Annotated in this window: 12 protein-coding genes and 1 tRNA gene; 8 read left to right on the top strand and 5 right to left on the bottom strand. The window is 73.0% G+C overall.

Annotated elements, in window-relative coordinates; translation table 11 throughout:
• The first annotated feature begins 24 nt into the window (after positions 1-24).
• From tmk to IO30_RS0101690, 8 genes are all read left to right on the top strand, one after another.
• On the top strand, positions 25-3228 hold the full coding sequence (tmk, locus tag IO30_RS0101725; protein ID WP_031138475.1) for a dTMP kinase: 3204 nt from the start codon (positions 25-27) through the stop codon (positions 3226-3228).
• 75 nt (positions 3229-3303) lie between these two features.
• On the top strand, positions 3304-4515 hold the full coding sequence (locus IO30_RS0101720; RefSeq protein WP_031138473.1) for a DNA polymerase III subunit delta': 1212 nt from the start codon (positions 3304-3306) through the stop codon (positions 4513-4515).
• A 182-nt stretch (positions 4516-4697) separates the two neighbouring features.
• A complete protein-coding gene (locus tag IO30_RS0101715; RefSeq protein ID WP_031138471.1) occupies positions 4698-6254 on the top strand; it encodes an alpha/beta hydrolase in 1557 nt (518 codons plus the stop codon).
• A 130-nt stretch (positions 6255-6384) separates the two neighbouring features.
• Positions 6385-6458: transfer RNA gene (locus IO30_RS0101710), tRNA-Thr, on the top strand.
• A gap of 136 nt (positions 6459-6594) precedes the next feature.
• Positions 6595-7254: a response regulator gene (locus IO30_RS41605; protein ID WP_031138469.1), complete on the top strand. Its 660-nt coding sequence runs from the start codon at positions 6595-6597 to the stop codon at positions 7252-7254.
• Positions 7251-8351 (top strand): sensor histidine kinase, encoded by a 1101-nt coding sequence (locus IO30_RS0101700; protein WP_051901780.1) that lies wholly within the window; start codon positions 7251-7253, stop codon positions 8349-8351. The genes IO30_RS41605 and IO30_RS0101700 overlap by 4 nt, the downstream gene beginning before the upstream one ends.
• A 360-nt stretch (positions 8352-8711) precedes the next feature.
• Positions 8712-9296 carry a helix-turn-helix transcriptional regulator gene (locus IO30_RS0101695; protein WP_031138465.1) on the top strand — a complete coding sequence of 195 codons (585 nt, stop codon included), beginning with the start codon at positions 8712-8714 and terminating at the stop codon, positions 9294-9296.
• A gap of 22 nt (positions 9297-9318) precedes the next feature.
• On the top strand, positions 9319-9501 hold the full coding sequence (locus IO30_RS0101690) for a hypothetical protein (protein ID WP_234321528.1): 183 nt from the start codon (positions 9319-9321) through the stop codon (positions 9499-9501).
• Positions 9502-9594: 93 nt separating this feature from the next.
• Here the strand turns inward: IO30_RS0101690 and IO30_RS0101685 are convergent, their stop codons facing one another.
• The 5 genes from IO30_RS0101685 to IO30_RS0101665 form a co-directional block, all read right to left on the bottom strand.
• A complete protein-coding gene (locus tag IO30_RS0101685; protein ID WP_031138461.1) occupies positions 9595-10392 on the bottom strand; it encodes an ABC transporter permease in 798 nt (265 codons plus the stop codon).
• Positions 10389-11120, bottom strand: a complete 732-nt coding sequence (locus IO30_RS0101680; protein WP_234321527.1) for an ABC transporter ATP-binding protein — start codon at positions 11118-11120, stop codon at positions 10389-10391. The genes IO30_RS0101685 and IO30_RS0101680 overlap by 4 nt, the downstream gene beginning before the upstream one ends.
• 30 nt (positions 11121-11150) lie before the next feature.
• Positions 11151-13313, bottom strand: a complete 2163-nt coding sequence (locus IO30_RS0101675) for a peptidase domain-containing ABC transporter (RefSeq protein WP_199920974.1) — start codon at positions 13311-13313, stop codon at positions 11151-11153.
• Positions 13313-16138 (bottom strand): type 2 lanthipeptide synthetase LanM, encoded by a 2826-nt coding sequence (lanM, locus tag IO30_RS0101670; protein WP_031138455.1) that lies wholly within the window; start codon positions 16136-16138, stop codon positions 13313-13315. Before lanM ends, IO30_RS0101675 begins: the two co-directional genes overlap by 1 nt.
• Positions 16139-16238: 100 nt before the next feature.
• Positions 16239-16439 (bottom strand): class II lanthipeptide, LchA2/BrtA2 family, encoded by a 201-nt coding sequence (locus IO30_RS0101665; protein ID WP_031138453.1) that lies wholly within the window; start codon positions 16437-16439, stop codon positions 16239-16241.
• Between the last annotated feature and the right edge of the window lie 20 nt (positions 16440-16459).

Below are 16459 nucleotides of genomic sequence, written 5' to 3'. Positions count from 1 at the left end.
AGGCGCAGCGGATAGGCTGGGCGGATGACGCGAGCCGAGCAGCCAACGGTCGTGACCGCCCCGGCGAACCCCACCTACGACGAAGCCCTAGCCGCGGATTCCCGCGAGCGTGCGGTGCGCGCACTGCTGCGCACCCCAGGGCTGCGCCGTCTGTGGAGCGCCCAACTGGTGAGCGGCATCGGCGATGCCCTGGCCCTGCTGGTGCTGGTGCTGCTGGCCTACCAGGCGGCCGTGTCCGAAGCGGCCTTCGGCGGCGGCTACCGCGGCGCGGCCTTCGCCGTCGCCGTCGTCTTCGGGGTACGGATCCTCGCCACCCTGGTCTTCGGCGCGGTCCTCCTCGGCCCGCTCGCGGCGCTGCTCGCCCCCGGCGGCAAGCTGGACCGGCGCTGGACGATGGTCGGCGCCGACGGCATCCGCCTCGGCCTGTTCGTCGTCGCCCCGCTCTGGCTCGACTGGATCCCGGACCACGCGCTGACCGCGTTGCTGGCCACCGTCTTCGTCTCCGGCGCCGCCGAACGGCTGTGGAGCCTGGCCAAGGACAGCGCGGCCCCCGCCCTGCTGCCCACCCCGCCGCCGGAAGGGGCGACCGTACGGCCGCTCCCGGACCACCTCGACGCGCTGCGCCGGCTGACCCTGCGGACCTCCTTCGCCGCGCTGCCCGCCGCCGCGGCCGCGCTGCTCGCCGCGACCCTGGTGGGCAAGGCACTCGGCCTCGGCGTCGGCTGGTTCGCCGACAACCAGGCCGCCCTCGGCTCGTACGTCGCAGCCGGACTCTTCGCGGCCTCCGTCTCGCTGCTGCTCCCGCTGGTCCTGCCGGGTACGAAGACCCCGCGCCCGCGTTCCCCGCTGGAGGGCCTGCGGGCACCGAAGGCGGGCGACCGCCCTGACAAGGGCCGGACCGGCGCCGTCCCGCTCTTCGTGCTGACCTGCGCGGCGGTCGCCGGGGCGGTGTCCTGCGCCGCCGCCGTCTGCGTACTGCACGCCTTCGACCTGGGCGGCGGCCCGGCCTCCTTCGCGCTGATGGTGCTCGGGCTGGTCGGCGGCACCGCCGTCGGGATCCGCGCCACCCAGGCCGGCAAGGTGCTGCCCGCGCTGTCGCGGCGCCGCCTGCTGGCCCTGGCCACGGCGGTCACCGGCCTCGCCCTGCTGCTGACCGGGCTGGTCCCCGACACCGCGACCGTGCTGTTCCTGACGCTGCTCGCGGGCACCGCCGCGGGTGTCGCGGCCAACACCGGCCACACCCTGCTGGACCTGGAGACCGAGGAGTTCCGCCGGGCCCGGGTCACCGAGCACCTGCAGGCCGTCGTCCGGGTCGCCGTGGCCGTCGGGGCCGTCGCCGGCCCGGTGCTGGCCGCCCTGATCGGCCCGCACCGGCTGACCGGCGCCGAGGTCGTCTTCTCGCACGGGGGCGCGGCCTTCACGCTGATGCTGGCCGGTGCCCTGCTGCTGCCCGTCGCCGTGGTGGTGCTCGCCAAGGCCGACGACCGCAGCGGCGTACCCCTGCGGCGCGACCTGCGCGAGGCCCTGCGGGGCGGCGAGCCGCTCCAGGCGGCGTCCGCCACCGGCTTCTTCATCGCCCTGGAGGGCGGCGACGGAGCGGGCAAGTCCACCCAGGTGGAGGCGCTGGCCGACTGGATACGGGGCAAGGGCCACGAGGTCGTCGTCACGCGCGAGCCGGGGGCCACCCCGGTGGGCAAGCGGCTGCGCTCGATCCTGCTGGACGTCTCCTCGGCCGGGCTGTCGAACCGCGCCGAGGCCCTGCTGTACGCCGCGGACCGGGCGGAACACGTCGACACGGTGGTCCGGCCCGCCCTGGAGCGCGGCGCCGTGGTCATCTCGGACCGCTACATCGACTCCTCTGTGGCCTACCAGGGCGCCGGGCGCGACCTCTCCCCGACCGAGATCGCCCGGATCTCGCGCTGGGCGACCGACGGGCTCGTCCCGAACCTGACCGTGCTGCTCGACGTCTCGCCGGAGGCGGCGCGGGAGCGGTTCACGGAGGCCCCGGACCGGCTGGAGTCGGAGCCGGCCGAGTTCCACCAGCGGGTGCGGGCCGGATTCCTGACGCTGGCCGCGTCCGACCCCGGCCGCTACCTGGTCGTCGACGCCGGCCAGGACCCGGAATCGGTCACCACCGTCGTCCGCCACCGCCTGGACCGCATGCTCCCGCTCTCCGAGGCCGAGGTCGCCGCGCAGATCGAGGCCCGGCGGATCGCTGAGGAGGAGGCCCGGCTGCGTGCCGAGGCCGAGGCGGCGCGCAAGGCGGAGGAGGCGCGGCTGCGCGCCGAGGAAGAGGCCCGGCTGGCGCGCGAGGCCGAGGAAGCCCGGATCAAGGCCGAGGCGGAGGCCGCGGAGGAGCGGCTGCGCGCCGAGGAGGAGGCCAGGGCCAGGGCCGAGGCCGAGCGGCTGCGTGCCGAGGCCGAGGAACGGGCACGGGCGGCCGAGGCGGAGCGGCTGCGCCGGCAGGCCGAGGAGGAGGCCCGGCTGCGTGCCGAGGCCGAGGAGCGCCGGCTGGAGAAGCAGCGGCGCGCCGAGGAGGCCCTGCTGAAGGCCGAGGAGGCACGGCGGCTCGCCGAGGCCGCCGCGGCCGAGGTGGCGGCGAAGACGGCTGCTGCCGCGGCTGCCGCTGCTGCTGCGGCCCCGGCTCCCGCGGCGGCCCCGGCCCCGGCGGCCCCGGCCCCGGCGACCCCGGCCCCCGAGGCGCCGTCCCGGCCCGAGGTCCGCATGCGCAAGGACCCGCACCCCGACGACGCCGTCACCGTGGAGACCCCGCAGGTCAAGCGGACCGTACGGCCGGACGACGTCACCCAGACGGTCCCGGTGCCCAAGACGCCCCAGGCCTCCGCCGAGGAGACCGCGGTGCTGCCGCCCGTCCGGGACACCGAGCAGACGGCGGTGCTGCCGCCCGTCCGGCCGTCCGCCGCGCCGGACCGGTCCGCCGGCCGGGGACCGGCCTCGGCGACGCGGCCCACGGCCCGGCGCCCCGAGGAGAACCCGGCCGACCGGGTCCCGCCCGGCATCTTCCGGGACACCGACAACGACCGGACCCGCGAACTCCCCGCGCTCGACGAGGAAGGCCGGCCCCGCCGGCCGCGTTCCGACTGGGCCGAGGAGACCCCGCTGGACGATCTGCCGACACTGGCCGACGAACTGCTGGGCCGCCGCCGGGACGACGAGGCCGCAGACGGCGACGGCGACGACGAGGGCCGCGGGCCGCGCCGCCGCTGACCGGCGGGAATTGTCGGTGGCACGCGCCACACTTGAGCAGGACCGGGACAGCGACAGCGGAAGGCGGTGGGCAGGATGCCCGTGTGGGACGACCTGGTGGGCCAGGAGAAGGTCCAGACCCAGCTGGCCGCCGCCGCCCGGGACGCCGACGGACTGGTCACGGCGATCACGGCGGGGACCTCGCCGCCCGCCGCGTCCAAGATGACCCACGCCTGGCTGTTCACCGGACCGCCCGGATCCGGGCGGTCCACCGCCGCGCGCGCCTTCGCGGCCGCCCTGCAGTGCACCAGCCCCGACCGCGCCCTCGGCGGTGAACCGGGCTGCGGATTCTGCGAGGGCTGCCACACCACCTTGATCGGCACCCACTCCGACGTGGAGATCGTCCGCACCGACCTGCTGTCGATCGGTGTGAAGGAGACCCGCGACCTGGTCCGCCGGGCGCAGCTCTCCCCGGCGGTCGGCCGCTGGCAGGTCATCGTCCTGGAGGACGCCGACCGGCTCACCGAAGGCGCCGGGAACGTCCTCCTCAAGGCGGTGGAGGAACCGGCCCCGCGGACGGTGTGGCTGCTGTGCGCGCCCTCCCTGGAGGACGTGCTGCCCACGATCCGCTCCCGCTGCCGGCACCTGACCCTGCGCACCCCGTCCGTCCGGGCCGTCGCCGAGGTGCTGGTCCGCCGGGACGGCATCGAGCCGGCCGTCGCCGAGGCGGCCGCCAGGGCCACCCAGGGGCACATCGGCCGCGCCCGCCGCCTCGCCACCGACGAGGCCGCCCGTTCCCGCCGGGCCTCCGTGCTGAAGCTGCCGCTGCGCGTCGACGACGTGGGCGGCTGCCTCAAGGCCGCGCAGGAGCTGGTCGACGCCGCCGCCGAGGACGCCAAGCAGGTCGCGGAGGAGGTCGACGGCAAGGAGACCGAGGAGCTGAGGGCCGCGCTCGGCGCCGCCGCGGGAACCGGCGGCCGGATGCCGCGCGGCACCGCGGGCGTGATGAAGGAGCTGGAGGACCGGCAGAAGCGCCGCCGCACCAGGACCCAGCGCGACAGCCTCGACCTGGCGCTGACCGATCTCACCGGCTTCTACCGGGACGTGCTGGCCCTCCAGCTCGGTTCGGCGGTGGCCATCGCCAACGAGGAGATGCGCCCGGACCTGGACCGGATCGCCCGTGCCTCGGGCCCCGAGCGGACCCTGCGCCGCATCGAGGCGATCATCGCCTGCCGCCAGGCCCTGGACCGCAACGTTGCGCCCCTCCTCGCGGTCGAGGCCATGACGATGTCGCTGCGCGCGGGCTGACCGCCGGGGGCCGTCCATGCCGGTTGACCGGCTCACCCGTACGGGCGGACCCGCCGCCGGGCCCCGGACGGGGGCCGGGCCGGGCGCGATCCCTGCCCTGCCGGGCCGGACCGTACGCGGCGTGCTGCCGGTCGGCCCGCTTCCCCCGCCGCCGCCGCCCGGGCAGGCCGTAGGCTCGTCGGATGGACACCAGTCGCGTGCTGCGTACCACCGGGACCGTGATCGCAGCCGCAGGGCTGCTGCTCTCCGGGTGCAGTTCGGGCGGTTCCGGCGGCGGGCTCACGGCCGCGGCGTCCTCCCGCGCGCAGGCCGAGCCGAGCGCCGTACCGGAGGCCCTGGAGCCGTACTACGCGCAGAAGCTGAACTGGCGCGACTGCGGTGTCCCCGGCTTCCAGTGCACCACCATGAAGGCCCCGCTGGACTACGCGAACCCGGGTGCGGGCCAGGACGTGGACATCGCGGTGTCCCGCCGCCAGGCCACCGGCCCGGGCAAGAAGCTCGGCTCGCTGCTGGTCAACCCGGGCGGCCCGGGCGGTTCGGGCATCGGGTACCTCCAGGCGTACGCGGGCATCGGCTATCCCGCGCCCGTCCGGGCCCGCTACGACATGGTCTCCTTCGACCCGCGCGGGGTGTCCCGCAGCACCCCCGTCGAGTGTCTGAGCGGCCCGGCCATGGACCGCTACACGCAGGTGGACCAGACGCCTGACGACGCGGCCGAGCGGGCGCTGCTGGTGGCGGCGTTCAAGGAGTTCGCGGCGGCCTGCCAGGCGCACTCCTCGCGGATCCTGCCGCACGTGTCCACCGTCGACGCCGCCCGGGACATGGACATGCTCCGCGCGGTGCTGGGCGACGAGAAGCTCTCCTACGTGGGGGCCTCGTACGGCACGTTCCTCGGGGCGACCTACGCGGACCTCTTCCCGGGCCGGGTCGGGCGGCTGGTCCTGGACGGTGCGATGGACCCCTCCCGTCCGGCGCTCGACCTGAACCGGGACCAGACGGCGGGCTTCGAGACGGCCTTCACCTCCTTCGCCAAGGACTGCGCGAAGCAGGCCGGCTGTCCGCTCGGCAAGGGCAGCCCGAAGGAGGTGGCCGCGCAGCTGAAGGAGTTCTTCCGCAAGGTCGACGCCCAGCCCGTGCCGACCGGCGACCCCGACCGCCCGCTGGGGGAGGCCCTGGCGACGACCGGGGTGATCGCGGCGCTGTACGACGAGAGCGCCTGGCCGCAGCTGCGCGAGGCGCTCACCTCGGCCATGGACGGCGACGGGGCCGGCCTGCTGGGCCTCGCCGACAGCTACTACGAGCGCGAGCCGGACGGCAAGTACGCCAACCTCATGTACGCGAACGCCGCCGTCAACTGCCTGGACCAGCCCCCGGCCTTCAGCGGCCCCGACGCGGTCGACAAGGCCCTGCCGTCCTTCGAGAAGGCCTCCCCGGTCTTCGGCGCGGGCCTCGCCTGGGCCTCGCTGAACTGCGCGTACTGGCCGGTGAAGGCCTCGGGGACGGCGCAGGAGCTGCTCGCGGAGGGCGCCCCGCCGATCGTGGTGGTGGGCACCACGCGCGACCCGGCGACCCCGTACAAGTGGGCGAAGGCCCTGGCCGGGCAGCTCGACTCCGGGGTCCTGCTCACCTACGACGGCGACGGCCACACGGCGTACGGCCGCGGCAGCGACTGCATCGACACCTCGATCAACCGCTACCTGCTGGAGGGCAAGGCTCCGGCGGACGGCAAGAAGTGCTGAGGCCGGGGCCGGTGCGCCCCGGCGGCCCCGCGCCGACAACCCGGTTCGGGGCACCCCTTCGCACCCTGTAGACTTGGCGCCGCTGCTGATGAGCACTCCTCTTCGAGGAAATACTTGTCTGACCAGCGGTGCCGCCTTAGCTCAGTTGGCCAGAGCAACGCACTCGTAATGCGTAGGTCTCGGGTTCGAATCCCGAAGGCGGCTCGGATCAGCCCCAGGACTCACTCGCCGTGACCTGGGGCTTTTTCATGCCCGCGGGGCGGCGGCGGGCTCGTGAGGGTGTTCGTCGAACTGTCGTATCCTTCGGTCACTCTCGGTCGGGCCCATGAAGGAGCGCATGGTGATTCGGGTCGCCGTCGTGGACGACGAGCAACTGGTCCGATCCGGGCTCCAGTTGATCCTTGGGTCCGCCGGGGACATCGAAGTGGTCGTCGGCTGTGGTGGGGGCGAGGCCCTGGAGGCCGTGCGGGTCCACCGTCCCGATGTGCTGCTGCTCGACATCCGGATGCCCGATGTGGATGGTCTGACCGTTCTGCGGCAGGTCGCTGCCCTGCCGTCGGCTCCGGTGGTCGCGATGCTGACCACCTTCGGAGCGGGCGAGTACATGGACGAGACCCTGCGGGCGGGGGCGGCCGGTTTACTCATGAAGAACACCGCGCCCGAGCAGTTGGTCCATGCGGTACGGGTGCTGGCGACGGGCGGAAAGATCCTCGCGCCGGAGGCCGCGGAGGCGGTCATCCGGGGGTACCTCGCCTCCGGCCGGGAAGGTGACGCGGCGCGGCGGGTGGAGTGCCTGACCGAGCGCGAGCGCCAGGTGCTGGCCCTGGTCGGCGAGGGGCTCTCCAACCGGGACATCGCCCGGCGGCTCTCCCTCTCCCACGGGACCGTCAAGGACCACGTCAGCTCGCTGCTGGCGAAGCTCGGCGGGCTCAACCGCGTCCAGGCCGCGGTCGTCGCGGACCGCGCGGGCATGATCGACATCCCGGGGGACCTGCCGTGACCCGTCGGTGCCTGCGGCGGGCCGCGGCCGCCGCGCTGCCCGTGGGCGTCGCCGTCGTCGATGGCATCGTTGTCAACGGGCCGGGGCCGGGGCCCGGCCTGTGGGTCGCGCTCGGGGCGGCCGCCGCGCTGCTCCTGCGTACGCGCCTGCCCGAGCTGGCCCTGGTCGCGGGGCTGCCCGGGCTGTACCTCGGCTACATCGCCTTCGCTCCGCTGATCGCCCTGTACTGCCTCGCGGACCGGCGCCGCAGCTCGGTCGTCGCGGGCGCGGGCGCGGTGGTGGTCGCCCTCGCGCAGTTCCTCCACTACCCGGTCGACGGCGCCACGGAGCTCGCCCTGGACCGCGAGACGCTGCTGGCGGCGCTGGACTCCTGCGTGCTGGGCGCGGGCTCCGTCCTCCTGGGCCGGTCCGCGCGGCTGCGCCGCGACCGGCTGCGGGAGGTCACCGAGAGCCGGGAACGCGAGCACCGGCTGCTCGCCGAGCGGACGCTGGCCACCGAGCGGGCCCGGCTGGCCCGCGAGATGCACGACGTGGTCGCCCACAAGGTCGGCCTGATCGGCCTGCAGGCGGGGGCGCTGGAGGTGAGCGGTCCCGACGCCGCCGCGGTCCGGGAGGGCGCGGGGGTCATCCGCGAGCTCTCGGTGCGGACCATCACCGAGCTCCAGCACATGGTGGGGGTGCTGCGCGCGGCCGGGGGCGCCGGCGCCGAGCTCGCCCCGCAGCCGCGCCTGGCCGACATACCGGCGCTGACCCGGGACAGCGGTCTCCAGGTCAGCCTCGACGCCCCGGGTGCGCCCGGCGGCTGGCCCGAGGCCGTGGAGCGGGCCGCGTACCGCACGGTCCAGGAGGCGCTGACCAACGTCAGCAAGCACGCGCCGGGGGCCGAGGTGCACGTCCGCATCCGGCCCGTCGACGGCAGGTTGCGCGTGGAGATCCGGAATACGGCGTCCGACGGTTCGTGTGTCCCTGTCGATCTGCCCGGAGGCGGGCACGGTCTGGTGGGTCTGCGGGAGCGGGCGCAGCTTCTCGGGGGCACGTTCCGTTCCGGGACCGTGCACGGGGGCGGTTTCCTGGTCCGGGCCGATTTCCCCGTCTGACGGGAATTCGGAAGGTACGGAAAGCGAGATGTTCTCCTCCGACAGGAGGAGATTCCTCCGCTTCGACCCCCGCCGCTCGGCGGGGGTCCTACCCCCACGGATGGCTGGCAGTTACCTGCATTTGCCTTTGAGTGCTCTGTCAGTTGCAGCCGTTAACCTGCGAAAGCTAGGATCGCGACGCGTGTTGAACGGGGCTGCCGCAAGGCTGCACACGGGGGAAGTGGGAAATCGATGGTTCGCCGTCAAATAGTTGAGGAATCAACAGTTCGGGCCGACTGTATAGCCGTCGGACTCATTGTCGCCAGAATGTCCCTGAGGAGACGACTCACCCGGCTTTTCGCCGGGAGCGGCTGGAATGCGGTGGAGGTCGAAGACATCCACGCCATTGCGCCCTGCGACGTCCTGGTCGTGGACATCGACCGGCTCGAAGAGGTACAGGACCCGACGCCCGTTGCCGCACTGACCTACGGCACGGACGTCCGCCACCTGGGAGACGTCAGGGCCGACGTACGGGCGATCGTCGACCTCGACGATCTGGACGAGGCCTTCCTGGAAGCCGTGCAGGAAGTGGCCGCAGGGCATGGCTGGATTTCGCCCACGCTGGTACGGCCCTTGCTGCGGGGCCCGCACGCCGGAGCGGCCGCTCACGCCGGCGCACAGTCCGCTGCGCAGACCACCGCACGGACGGCGGCGCACCCGGCCGCACAGGCGGTGGCGCACACGCCGTTGCGTGTGCGCCACCGCGATCCGGTGCTCACCGCCCGCGAGTCCGAGGTCGTCTCCCTGGTGAGTCAGGGAATGAACAACGGGGAAATCGCCGGAGCTCTCTACATTGCAGAAAGCACGGTGAAATTCCACATGTCGAACATTTTGCAGAAGACCGGGTTCCGGGACCGGAGCCAGCTCGCGGCCCGCATGCCCGGGCGCCTGCCCGCTGCCCGCTGAGAAAGAACAGAAGGAGCCCATGATGGCGAACAAGAAGGAAACCCTGCGCTGGACCCCGGTCGGCATTCTGCTGGTCTTTGCGCTCGTCGCGCCGCTTTTCGGGGACAACCCCACCGGAATCATCATTCCGCTGCTGCTCGCCATGGTTCTGGCGAGCGTCAACCTCATGATGAAGAAGAGCGAGCGGGCCGGCAACGGGGGCTGACCGGCTGCCCCGCGGAGCGCTAAACGGAACGCCGGGCCGCCCCTCCCTTGCACGGCAAGGCGGGGGCGGCCCGGCGTTCCGCTTACGGCCGGATCAAGCCACTTCGTAGCGCGCGAACCGCAGGCCGCCCAGCGCCCCGACGGCCACCGCGTACAGCGCGAGCACCAAGAAGCCCAGTGCCTGCGTCGCGTCCTGCGCATCGGCCGCAGCCGTCATGATCGTGCCGCCGCCGGCGATGTCGCCCGCTCCGCCCGGCAGCAGGTTGCCCAGTCCCGGGTGGCCCATCGCGGAGGACATGATCCGCAGCGTCGGCTCCACGAACTGGGTCATCAGCAGGATGCCGACGATGGCCACGACCTGGTTGCGCACCAGCGCGCCCACGCCGACACCGATCGCGCCCCACAGCGTCATCACGACGACGCTGCCGCCGAGGGCGCCGAGCACCGCGGGGTCCGCGAGGTGCGCCTGCTTGCCGTGGCCCGCCAGCAGGGCGGCCGTGACCAGGGCGCTCGCCGCCACCGCCACGGCCCCGTAGACGAAGGCCGCGGCGAGGCCGATGACGGCCTTGGCGCCGTACACCCGGATCCGGCGGGGCTCGGACAGCAGCGTGGCCGTGATCGTCCGGGAGCTGTACTCCTGGGTGACCATGACGACCCCGATGGCCAGCGGGAAGACGTAGCCGATCGCGACCGAGAGGTTGTACGCGGGGACCACGTCCTGCGCCGAGTCGAAACTCAGCGGGCTCCTGGGGGCGTTCAGGCCACCGAAGACGACCAGGGCCGTGAGGCCCGCGCTGCCCGCGACCATGCACAGGAGCAGGATCCACCACAGCTTGGTGGTGGTGAGCTTGCGCAGCTCCGACCGCAGGTGGGTGGCCATGCCCGTGCTCATACCGTTGCTCCGTTCCTGGCGTGCGTCAGACGCATGAAGGCCGACTCCAGACGTCCGTCCGTCTCCAGCAGTCCGCTCAGCGGCTCGCTGCACAGCAGCCGCCCGTGGTGCATGAGCAGCACGTCGTCGACGGTCTGCTCCATCTCGCCGAGCAGATGGCTGGAGAGCAGCACCGTCCTGCCCGATGCGGCGAAGCCGCGCAGGAACTCCCGCAGCCACAGCATCCCTTCGGGGTCGAGGCCGTTGCTGGGCTCGTCCAGGATCAGCAGCTCCGGGTCGCCGAGGAGCGCCGCGGCGAGGGCGAGCCGCTGCTTCATGCCGGTCGAGTAGCCGCCGACCGGGCGGTCCGCGGCCCCTTCCAGGCCTACGTCCGCCAGCAGCCGGCCGATCCGCCCGGCGTCGCAGCCCGCGGCCTGCGCGTAGCAGCTCAGGTGGTTGCGTCCGGTGCGGCCGCCGACGAACGCCGCGCCGTCCAGGGCGACTCCGACCCTGCGGGTGGGGGCGGACAGTTCCCGGTAGGGGCGTCCCCAGAGGTGCGCCGTGCCCTCGGTGGGGCGGGTCAGCCCGAGCAGCATCCGCAGGGTCGTGGTCTTCCCGGCGCCGTTGGGGCCGAGGAAACCGGTGATCCGCCCGCGCGCCACGTCGAACGAGACGCCGTCCACGGCTCTGGTCCCCCGGAACTCCTTGCGCAGTCCCCGGACCGAGACCACGTACTTCTCTTCCTCCACCTGCTCCTCATCTCCTCGGTGGGACACGGTTCAGACCGCCTTCAGGTCGACCTGCGACCGGATCAGTTCGCGGTAGGGGCCGGGCTCCAGCATCAGTTCCCCGTGGCGTCCGGTCTGGACGACCCGGCCGTGCTCCAGGACGACCACGAGGTCCGCGTTGACGATCGTCGAGAGCCGGTGGGCGATGACGATCCGGGTGCATTCCAGGCGGTCCAGCGCGGCGGCGATCCTGGACTCGGTGACGGTGTCCAGTGCGCTCGTCGCCTCGTCGAGGACGAGCACCCGCGGACGGCGGACCAGGGCCCGGGCCAGGGCGATGCGCTGGCGCTGGCCGCCGGAGAGGCTGCCGCCCATCTCCCGCACCGGTGTGTGGTATCCGAGCGGCATCGCCGCGATGTCCTCGTGGACGTGGGCCTGGTGGGCGGCCTCGGCCACGGCCTCCATGGAGGCGTCGGGGACGCCGAAGCGGATGTTCTCCGCGATGCTGCGGTTGCTCAGCACGATGTCCTGCGGGACGTACGCGGCGCCCCGGTAGAACGTCTCGGCATCGATCTCGCCGAGGGACACGCCGTCGTAGGCCACGTCGCCGGACCCGAGCGGGTAGAGCCCCATGAGGAGCTTGCCGAGCGTGCTCTTGCCGGAGCCCGAACTCCCGACGATCGCGACCCGTTCGCCGGGCCTGACGTCGAAGGAGATGTCCTTGAGCGCGGGCGACTGGGCACCCGGGTAGGAGAACGTCACCTTCCGCAGCGAGACCGCGCCCCGCATCACGGCCGGCCGGTCGCCGAAGGCGCCCTTGGACTCCGGCTGGTGCAGGATGTCGCCGACCCGGGCGACCTGCGCGTTCGCCGTGATCAGCTGGGTGAAGGCGCCGGAGAGCGACATCACCATGCCCAGGCTGGTGGCCGTGAGCGTCTGCGCGGCCACCGCGGAGCCGAGGTCCAGCTTGCCGTGCAGGACCAGCCACAGCCCCACGGCGAGGACCAGCAGCGGCCCGAACACCTGGAACACGGAGTAGCCGCTGCTCGCCGCGCCCTGGAGGACGATCCGGCGCTGGGTCTGCTCCATGCCCGCCGAGTACACCTTCTTCCAGTCCTGGAAGAAGGTGTCCGTCATCCCGGAGACCTTCAGGGTCTCGATGGACGACAGCGCCTCCATCTGGATGGACGAGGACTTGGCGGTCTCGCTGATCTCCCGCTCGGTGATGCGCCGGATCGGACGGTAGGTGGAGACGGCGACCACGAGCATGACCAGGAAGACGGAGAAGGCTGCCGCGCCCAGTGTGAACGAGCGGTAGAACATGTAGCTGAAGATCGCGATCAGGCTGCCCAGGTCGAGGAGCACGACCGACATCTGGCTGGAGATCATGTCCCGTACGGACGCGATGCTGGACAGCCGGTAGTACAGCTCGCCCTGGGACCGGTTGGCGAAGTACTTGTACGGCAGGTCGAGCAGCCTCTTGAACGTCCTGCCCATCATCGCTTCGCCCAGGCCGCGGATCACCGCGGCCAGGCACACCGTCCGCAGCAGGGACAGGACGAAGAAGACCGCCATCGGGACCGTGAAGGCCACGAGGACCAGCGCGATCGGAGCCTTCTCCAGATAGCCCGCGTAGTCGTTGACCGCGTACTGCGTCGCGATCGGCATGAAGATCGTGAACGAGTAGAGCAGCAGCGACATCAAGAACGCCTGGACCAGTGGCCGCCGGGCCCCGCTCAGCGAGCGCAGGAACTCCCGCCACACGCTGGGTTCGCGGTGGCGCACCGGCTGGTGGTCGGCGGTGGGCGTCGCCTCCAGGGCGAGACCCGAGTAGTGCTCCTCGAATTCCGCGATCTCGTACTTGCGCCGCCCGTTGCCGGGGTCGACGACGACGACGTGGCGGTCGGTGACCTCCTCCACGACCACGACGTGGCTGTCGTCCCAGTACGCGATCAGCGGCATGGCCAGCTGGCCGAGGCGGTTCGCACCGGCCTTGAAGGCCCGGACCTGGAAGCCGCGGCCGCGCAGGATCGTCGCGATCTCCTTGATCGTGAGCCCGTCACGGCCCACCTCGTGCTCGCGCCGCAGCGCGGCGACCGAGTCGCGCGAACCGTGTGCGGACAGCACCATCGCGATGCAGCACAGGCCGCATTCGGACTGGGCGAACTGCTGGACCTCCCGGACCCTGCGGGCCCTGCGGGTGCGCATGGCCATCAGCGGCCTCCGAGACTGACGGGAAGGGTGGCTCCGGGGTGGTCCAGCATCAGGCGGGCGTGGTGCCAGCCGGACAGGCCGAGGAAGAAGGAGGGCAGGTGCGGCTCGGTGCCGATGCCGCAGGTCCAGCCGCCGTCCGCGTGGCGGCCGAGGAAGGCGGTGTGGAGGGCGGCCGCCTCGTCGCGCAGCTCCGGCCACGCGAAGCGGTCGGCCAGCGTGCACAGGACGGCGATACGGCCGGCCGCGCCGTGGCAGAAGCTGATGTCGTCGCCGAGGTCCCCGCCGACGACCCGCTCCACCTCGGGGGCGAGGGCGCCGCGGATCCGGGAGGCCGGCTCGCCGAGCGCGGTGAGGAGCTCACCGGCCGCAAGGGCCACGCCCGCGTACCCCTTGCACCAGCCGCTCCCGCTCGCCCGGTCGCGCAGGCTGTCGTCCTGCCAGCGCTGGCGCAGGTAGGCGTCGGCGAACCGCTCCAGGTGCCCGCGGGCTCCGCTGCCGCCGTCGAGTCCCTTGGCGACCATGGCGCTCATGGCGGCGATCCGCCCGAACCGGCCGTGGGACAGGCCCAGTTCGCCGGAGTGGCTTTCGGGGTCGCCGTCCACCGCGACCAGCCGCCGCAGCAGCAGCTCGGGGGCCACGCCCGTCAGCTCGGGGGCGCCGTGCTCCAGGTGGGCGGCGAGGTGGACGAGGTGGCCGCCGTATCCGTTGAGGTAGTCGAAGTCGGCCGCCGTGAGGGCGTCCACGTCGAGCGGCTGCGGTACGGGACGGGGTGCGGGGCCGGCGACGAACGGAGCTGCGGGCGTGCGGATCCGGCGGATCTCCCAGTCCGTGACCAGGTCGGACAGGATCCCGGTGAACGGGGACATCGACAGCGGGGTCCCGTCCGGTGCGATCACGGGATGCATCGCCGCCCGGGAGGCGGCCTCCATGTCCACACCGAGCGGGGAGACCCCGGTCAGTGCCTCCACCTGCGCGAGGTGCAGGAGCAGGCCGCCGCCGTCGTAGAGCGGGGCGTTGACGCCGCCCAGCCGCAGCCCGTCGCCCTGCAGGCGCGGCAGCAGCCAGGTCGGCGCGGACGCCTCGCCGACGACGAGGTCGCGGAGCGAGCGGTGGAAGGCTCCGGCGTCGGCCAGATCGGGGAACGCCGTGCGGTGGGAGGTGCGGCGGACGTCCCAGACGTCGTCCGCGGAGCCGGCCAGCGCGTAGCGCACGTAGGTCAGATCGCGCTCCGGCGGGCGGGCGAAGAAGGAGCGGACCGCGGCGAGCGCGGACTGGCGGGGCGTGGTGCCCGAGGTGGTGCGCATCTCCTCGGCGCCGAAAGCGCCGTTACCCCGCAGCAGGCCGGAGTCGCAGTCCACCGTGAAGAAGGGCACGTCCAGGTCGAGCAGGGCGGCCACCTCCTCCCGGTGCACGGCGTCCGCCGAGTCCGTGGCGGCGCCCCGGTACTGCTTGGGCAGATTGCCGAGGAGCTCGGCCCGGGCCGCGGAGCTCTCCAGGTGCACGGGGTGGGTCGAGGCCTCCAGGAAGCGCGCGTACACGTACGTGGGGCGGACGACCTGGCGGACCGCCCAGTCGTGGGAGTCCCGCACGGCGGCTTCGATGGGCTCCCGGTGGGTCTCCAGCAGGGCGCGGGCCTCCGAGTACCCGGCGGTGATGTCGTCCACCCAGTTGCGGGGGTCCAGGGGCTCGCCGGCGACCGTGGCCATGTTGGAGCCGTGCTCCACGACGACGGGGCTGCGGTCGAAGCGGATGTCGTCCGTGCCCGCGTCCACGATCATGTAGGACTGCAGCTGCTCGGAGGTCCCCGCCTGCACGCAGCCGATCCCCGAGATGTCGACGTCCAGCTTCGCGCCCGCGTAACGGGCCGGGAAGAGAAGGGTGTTGAGCACCGAGTGCTCGACGTCCAGATTGAGCGAGACCTGCGCGGAGGCGCCGTTCTCCGGTATGCCGTTGGGCAGGGAGACGAGGGTCTCGGTGTCGATGACCACGGGCCCGCCGGGCACGGCGATGATGTTCTCGTGGTGCAGATCGGTCGCGCCGATCATGCTGAGCAGCGCGGCGGCCCGGCCGAAACGGCGGAAGTACGCGCCGCCCGCGGCGGTGTCGTCGAGGTCCGTCCGCTCGATGAACTCCTGCCACACGTGCGTGGGCCGGACGATCGACCGCGGGTGCAGCGGGCCGAAGAACTCCCCGTCCGCGTCGAGCATCGCACGCAGCGTGGAGAGCAGCTGCTGGCAGTTGTCCTGCTGCGGCTTGTACACGGCGCGGGTGCCGTCGTCCCAGGTCACCAGGCAGACGGTGCGGCCGCCACGGTGGGAGTCGCCGAGGCCGGGGGTGACGGAGTCGATGCGTCCGCGCATCCCCAGGAGGCGCGTCAGCTCCGGCCGGTCCGCGGCGGCGGCGCTCAGGACCTCGGTGGCGGTCCGTGCCGCGCGGGCGGTGACCAGCTTCAGGAGCCGGTCCAGTTCGGGGAAGCGGGCGAGCACCTCGCCGCGGCCCTGCTCCCCTGCGACCCGGGCGTGGAACGCCTCGTAGCCGCCGCCTTCCGCGTGGAAGGAGGCGATCAGGGTCCGGACCCCGGTCTCGATGCAGCGCCCCATGAGCGAACGCAGCACGGACTCGGCGACGGCCTCGATGTCGACGGCGTCGTGCGGGGCGGCCCCGCCCTCAGCGGCGGCGTCCTGCGCGGCGGTGTCCTGCGCAAACCTGGCGATGTGCTGCGCGCAGTCCCTCAGGTACGGGGTGTAGAAGGCGCCGAATACGTCGGCCCGCTCCTCGGTGATGCGCTTCACCAGCTCTTCGAGGGATGCGTCGCTCAGGTACACGGTCTGCTCTCGGGTCGGGGTGGGTGGTGGGATGCTGAGGGTGGGCGGGCGCCCCGGAAGTACCAGTTCCGGGGCGCCCGTACCGTGCCGGATCAGCCGGTCAGCAGCGCTTGGTGCAACCGCTCGTCGGGCAGCCGCCCTGCAGCGCGGCGCTGCCGCCGACGATGACGGTGGAGATGGCGGTGGCCGGGATGATGGTGGGCGTGAAGCCCGCCGCCAGCGCGTCCGGGGCGTCGGCGAGCTCGATCAGCTCGTCGGCGGAGACGTAACCGGTGGCGTCGTTCATGGCGATGTTGCCCATGACGGTTCCTTTCCTTCGGT

The organism is Streptomyces xanthophaeus (genome assembly GCF_000725805.1).
GTDB classification, from domain to species: Bacteria; Actinomycetota; Actinomycetes; order Streptomycetales; family Streptomycetaceae; genus Streptomyces; species Streptomyces xanthophaeus.
The sequence above is the reverse complement of the archived record's forward strand: the minus strand, read 5'-3'. Positions and strand labels throughout refer to the sequence as shown.

Coding starts and splice junctions, on each gene's coding strand:
- IO30_RS0101715 (WP_031138471.1), top strand. CDS start 4,698: ATGGACACCAGTCGCGTGCTGCGTACCACCGGGACCGTGATCGCAGCC.
- IO30_RS0101690 (WP_234321528.1), top strand. CDS start 9,319: ATGGCGAACAAGAAGGAAACCCTGCGCTGGACCCCGGTCGGCATTCTG.
- IO30_RS0101685 (WP_031138461.1), bottom strand. CDS start 10,392: ATGAGCACGGGCATGGCCACCCACCTGCGGTCGGAGCTGCGCAAGCTC.
- IO30_RS0101720 (WP_031138473.1), top strand. CDS start 3,304: ATGCCCGTGTGGGACGACCTGGTGGGCCAGGAGAAGGTCCAGACCCAG.
- IO30_RS0101665 (WP_031138453.1), bottom strand. CDS start 16,439: ATGGGCAACATCGCCATGAACGACGCCACCGGTTACGTCTCCGCCGAC.
- tmk (WP_031138475.1), top strand. CDS start 25: ATGACGCGAGCCGAGCAGCCAACGGTCGTGACCGCCCCGGCGAACCCC.
- IO30_RS0101675 (WP_199920974.1), bottom strand. CDS start 13,313: ATGGCCATGCGCACCCGCAGGGCCCGCAGGGTCCGGGAGGTCCAGCAG.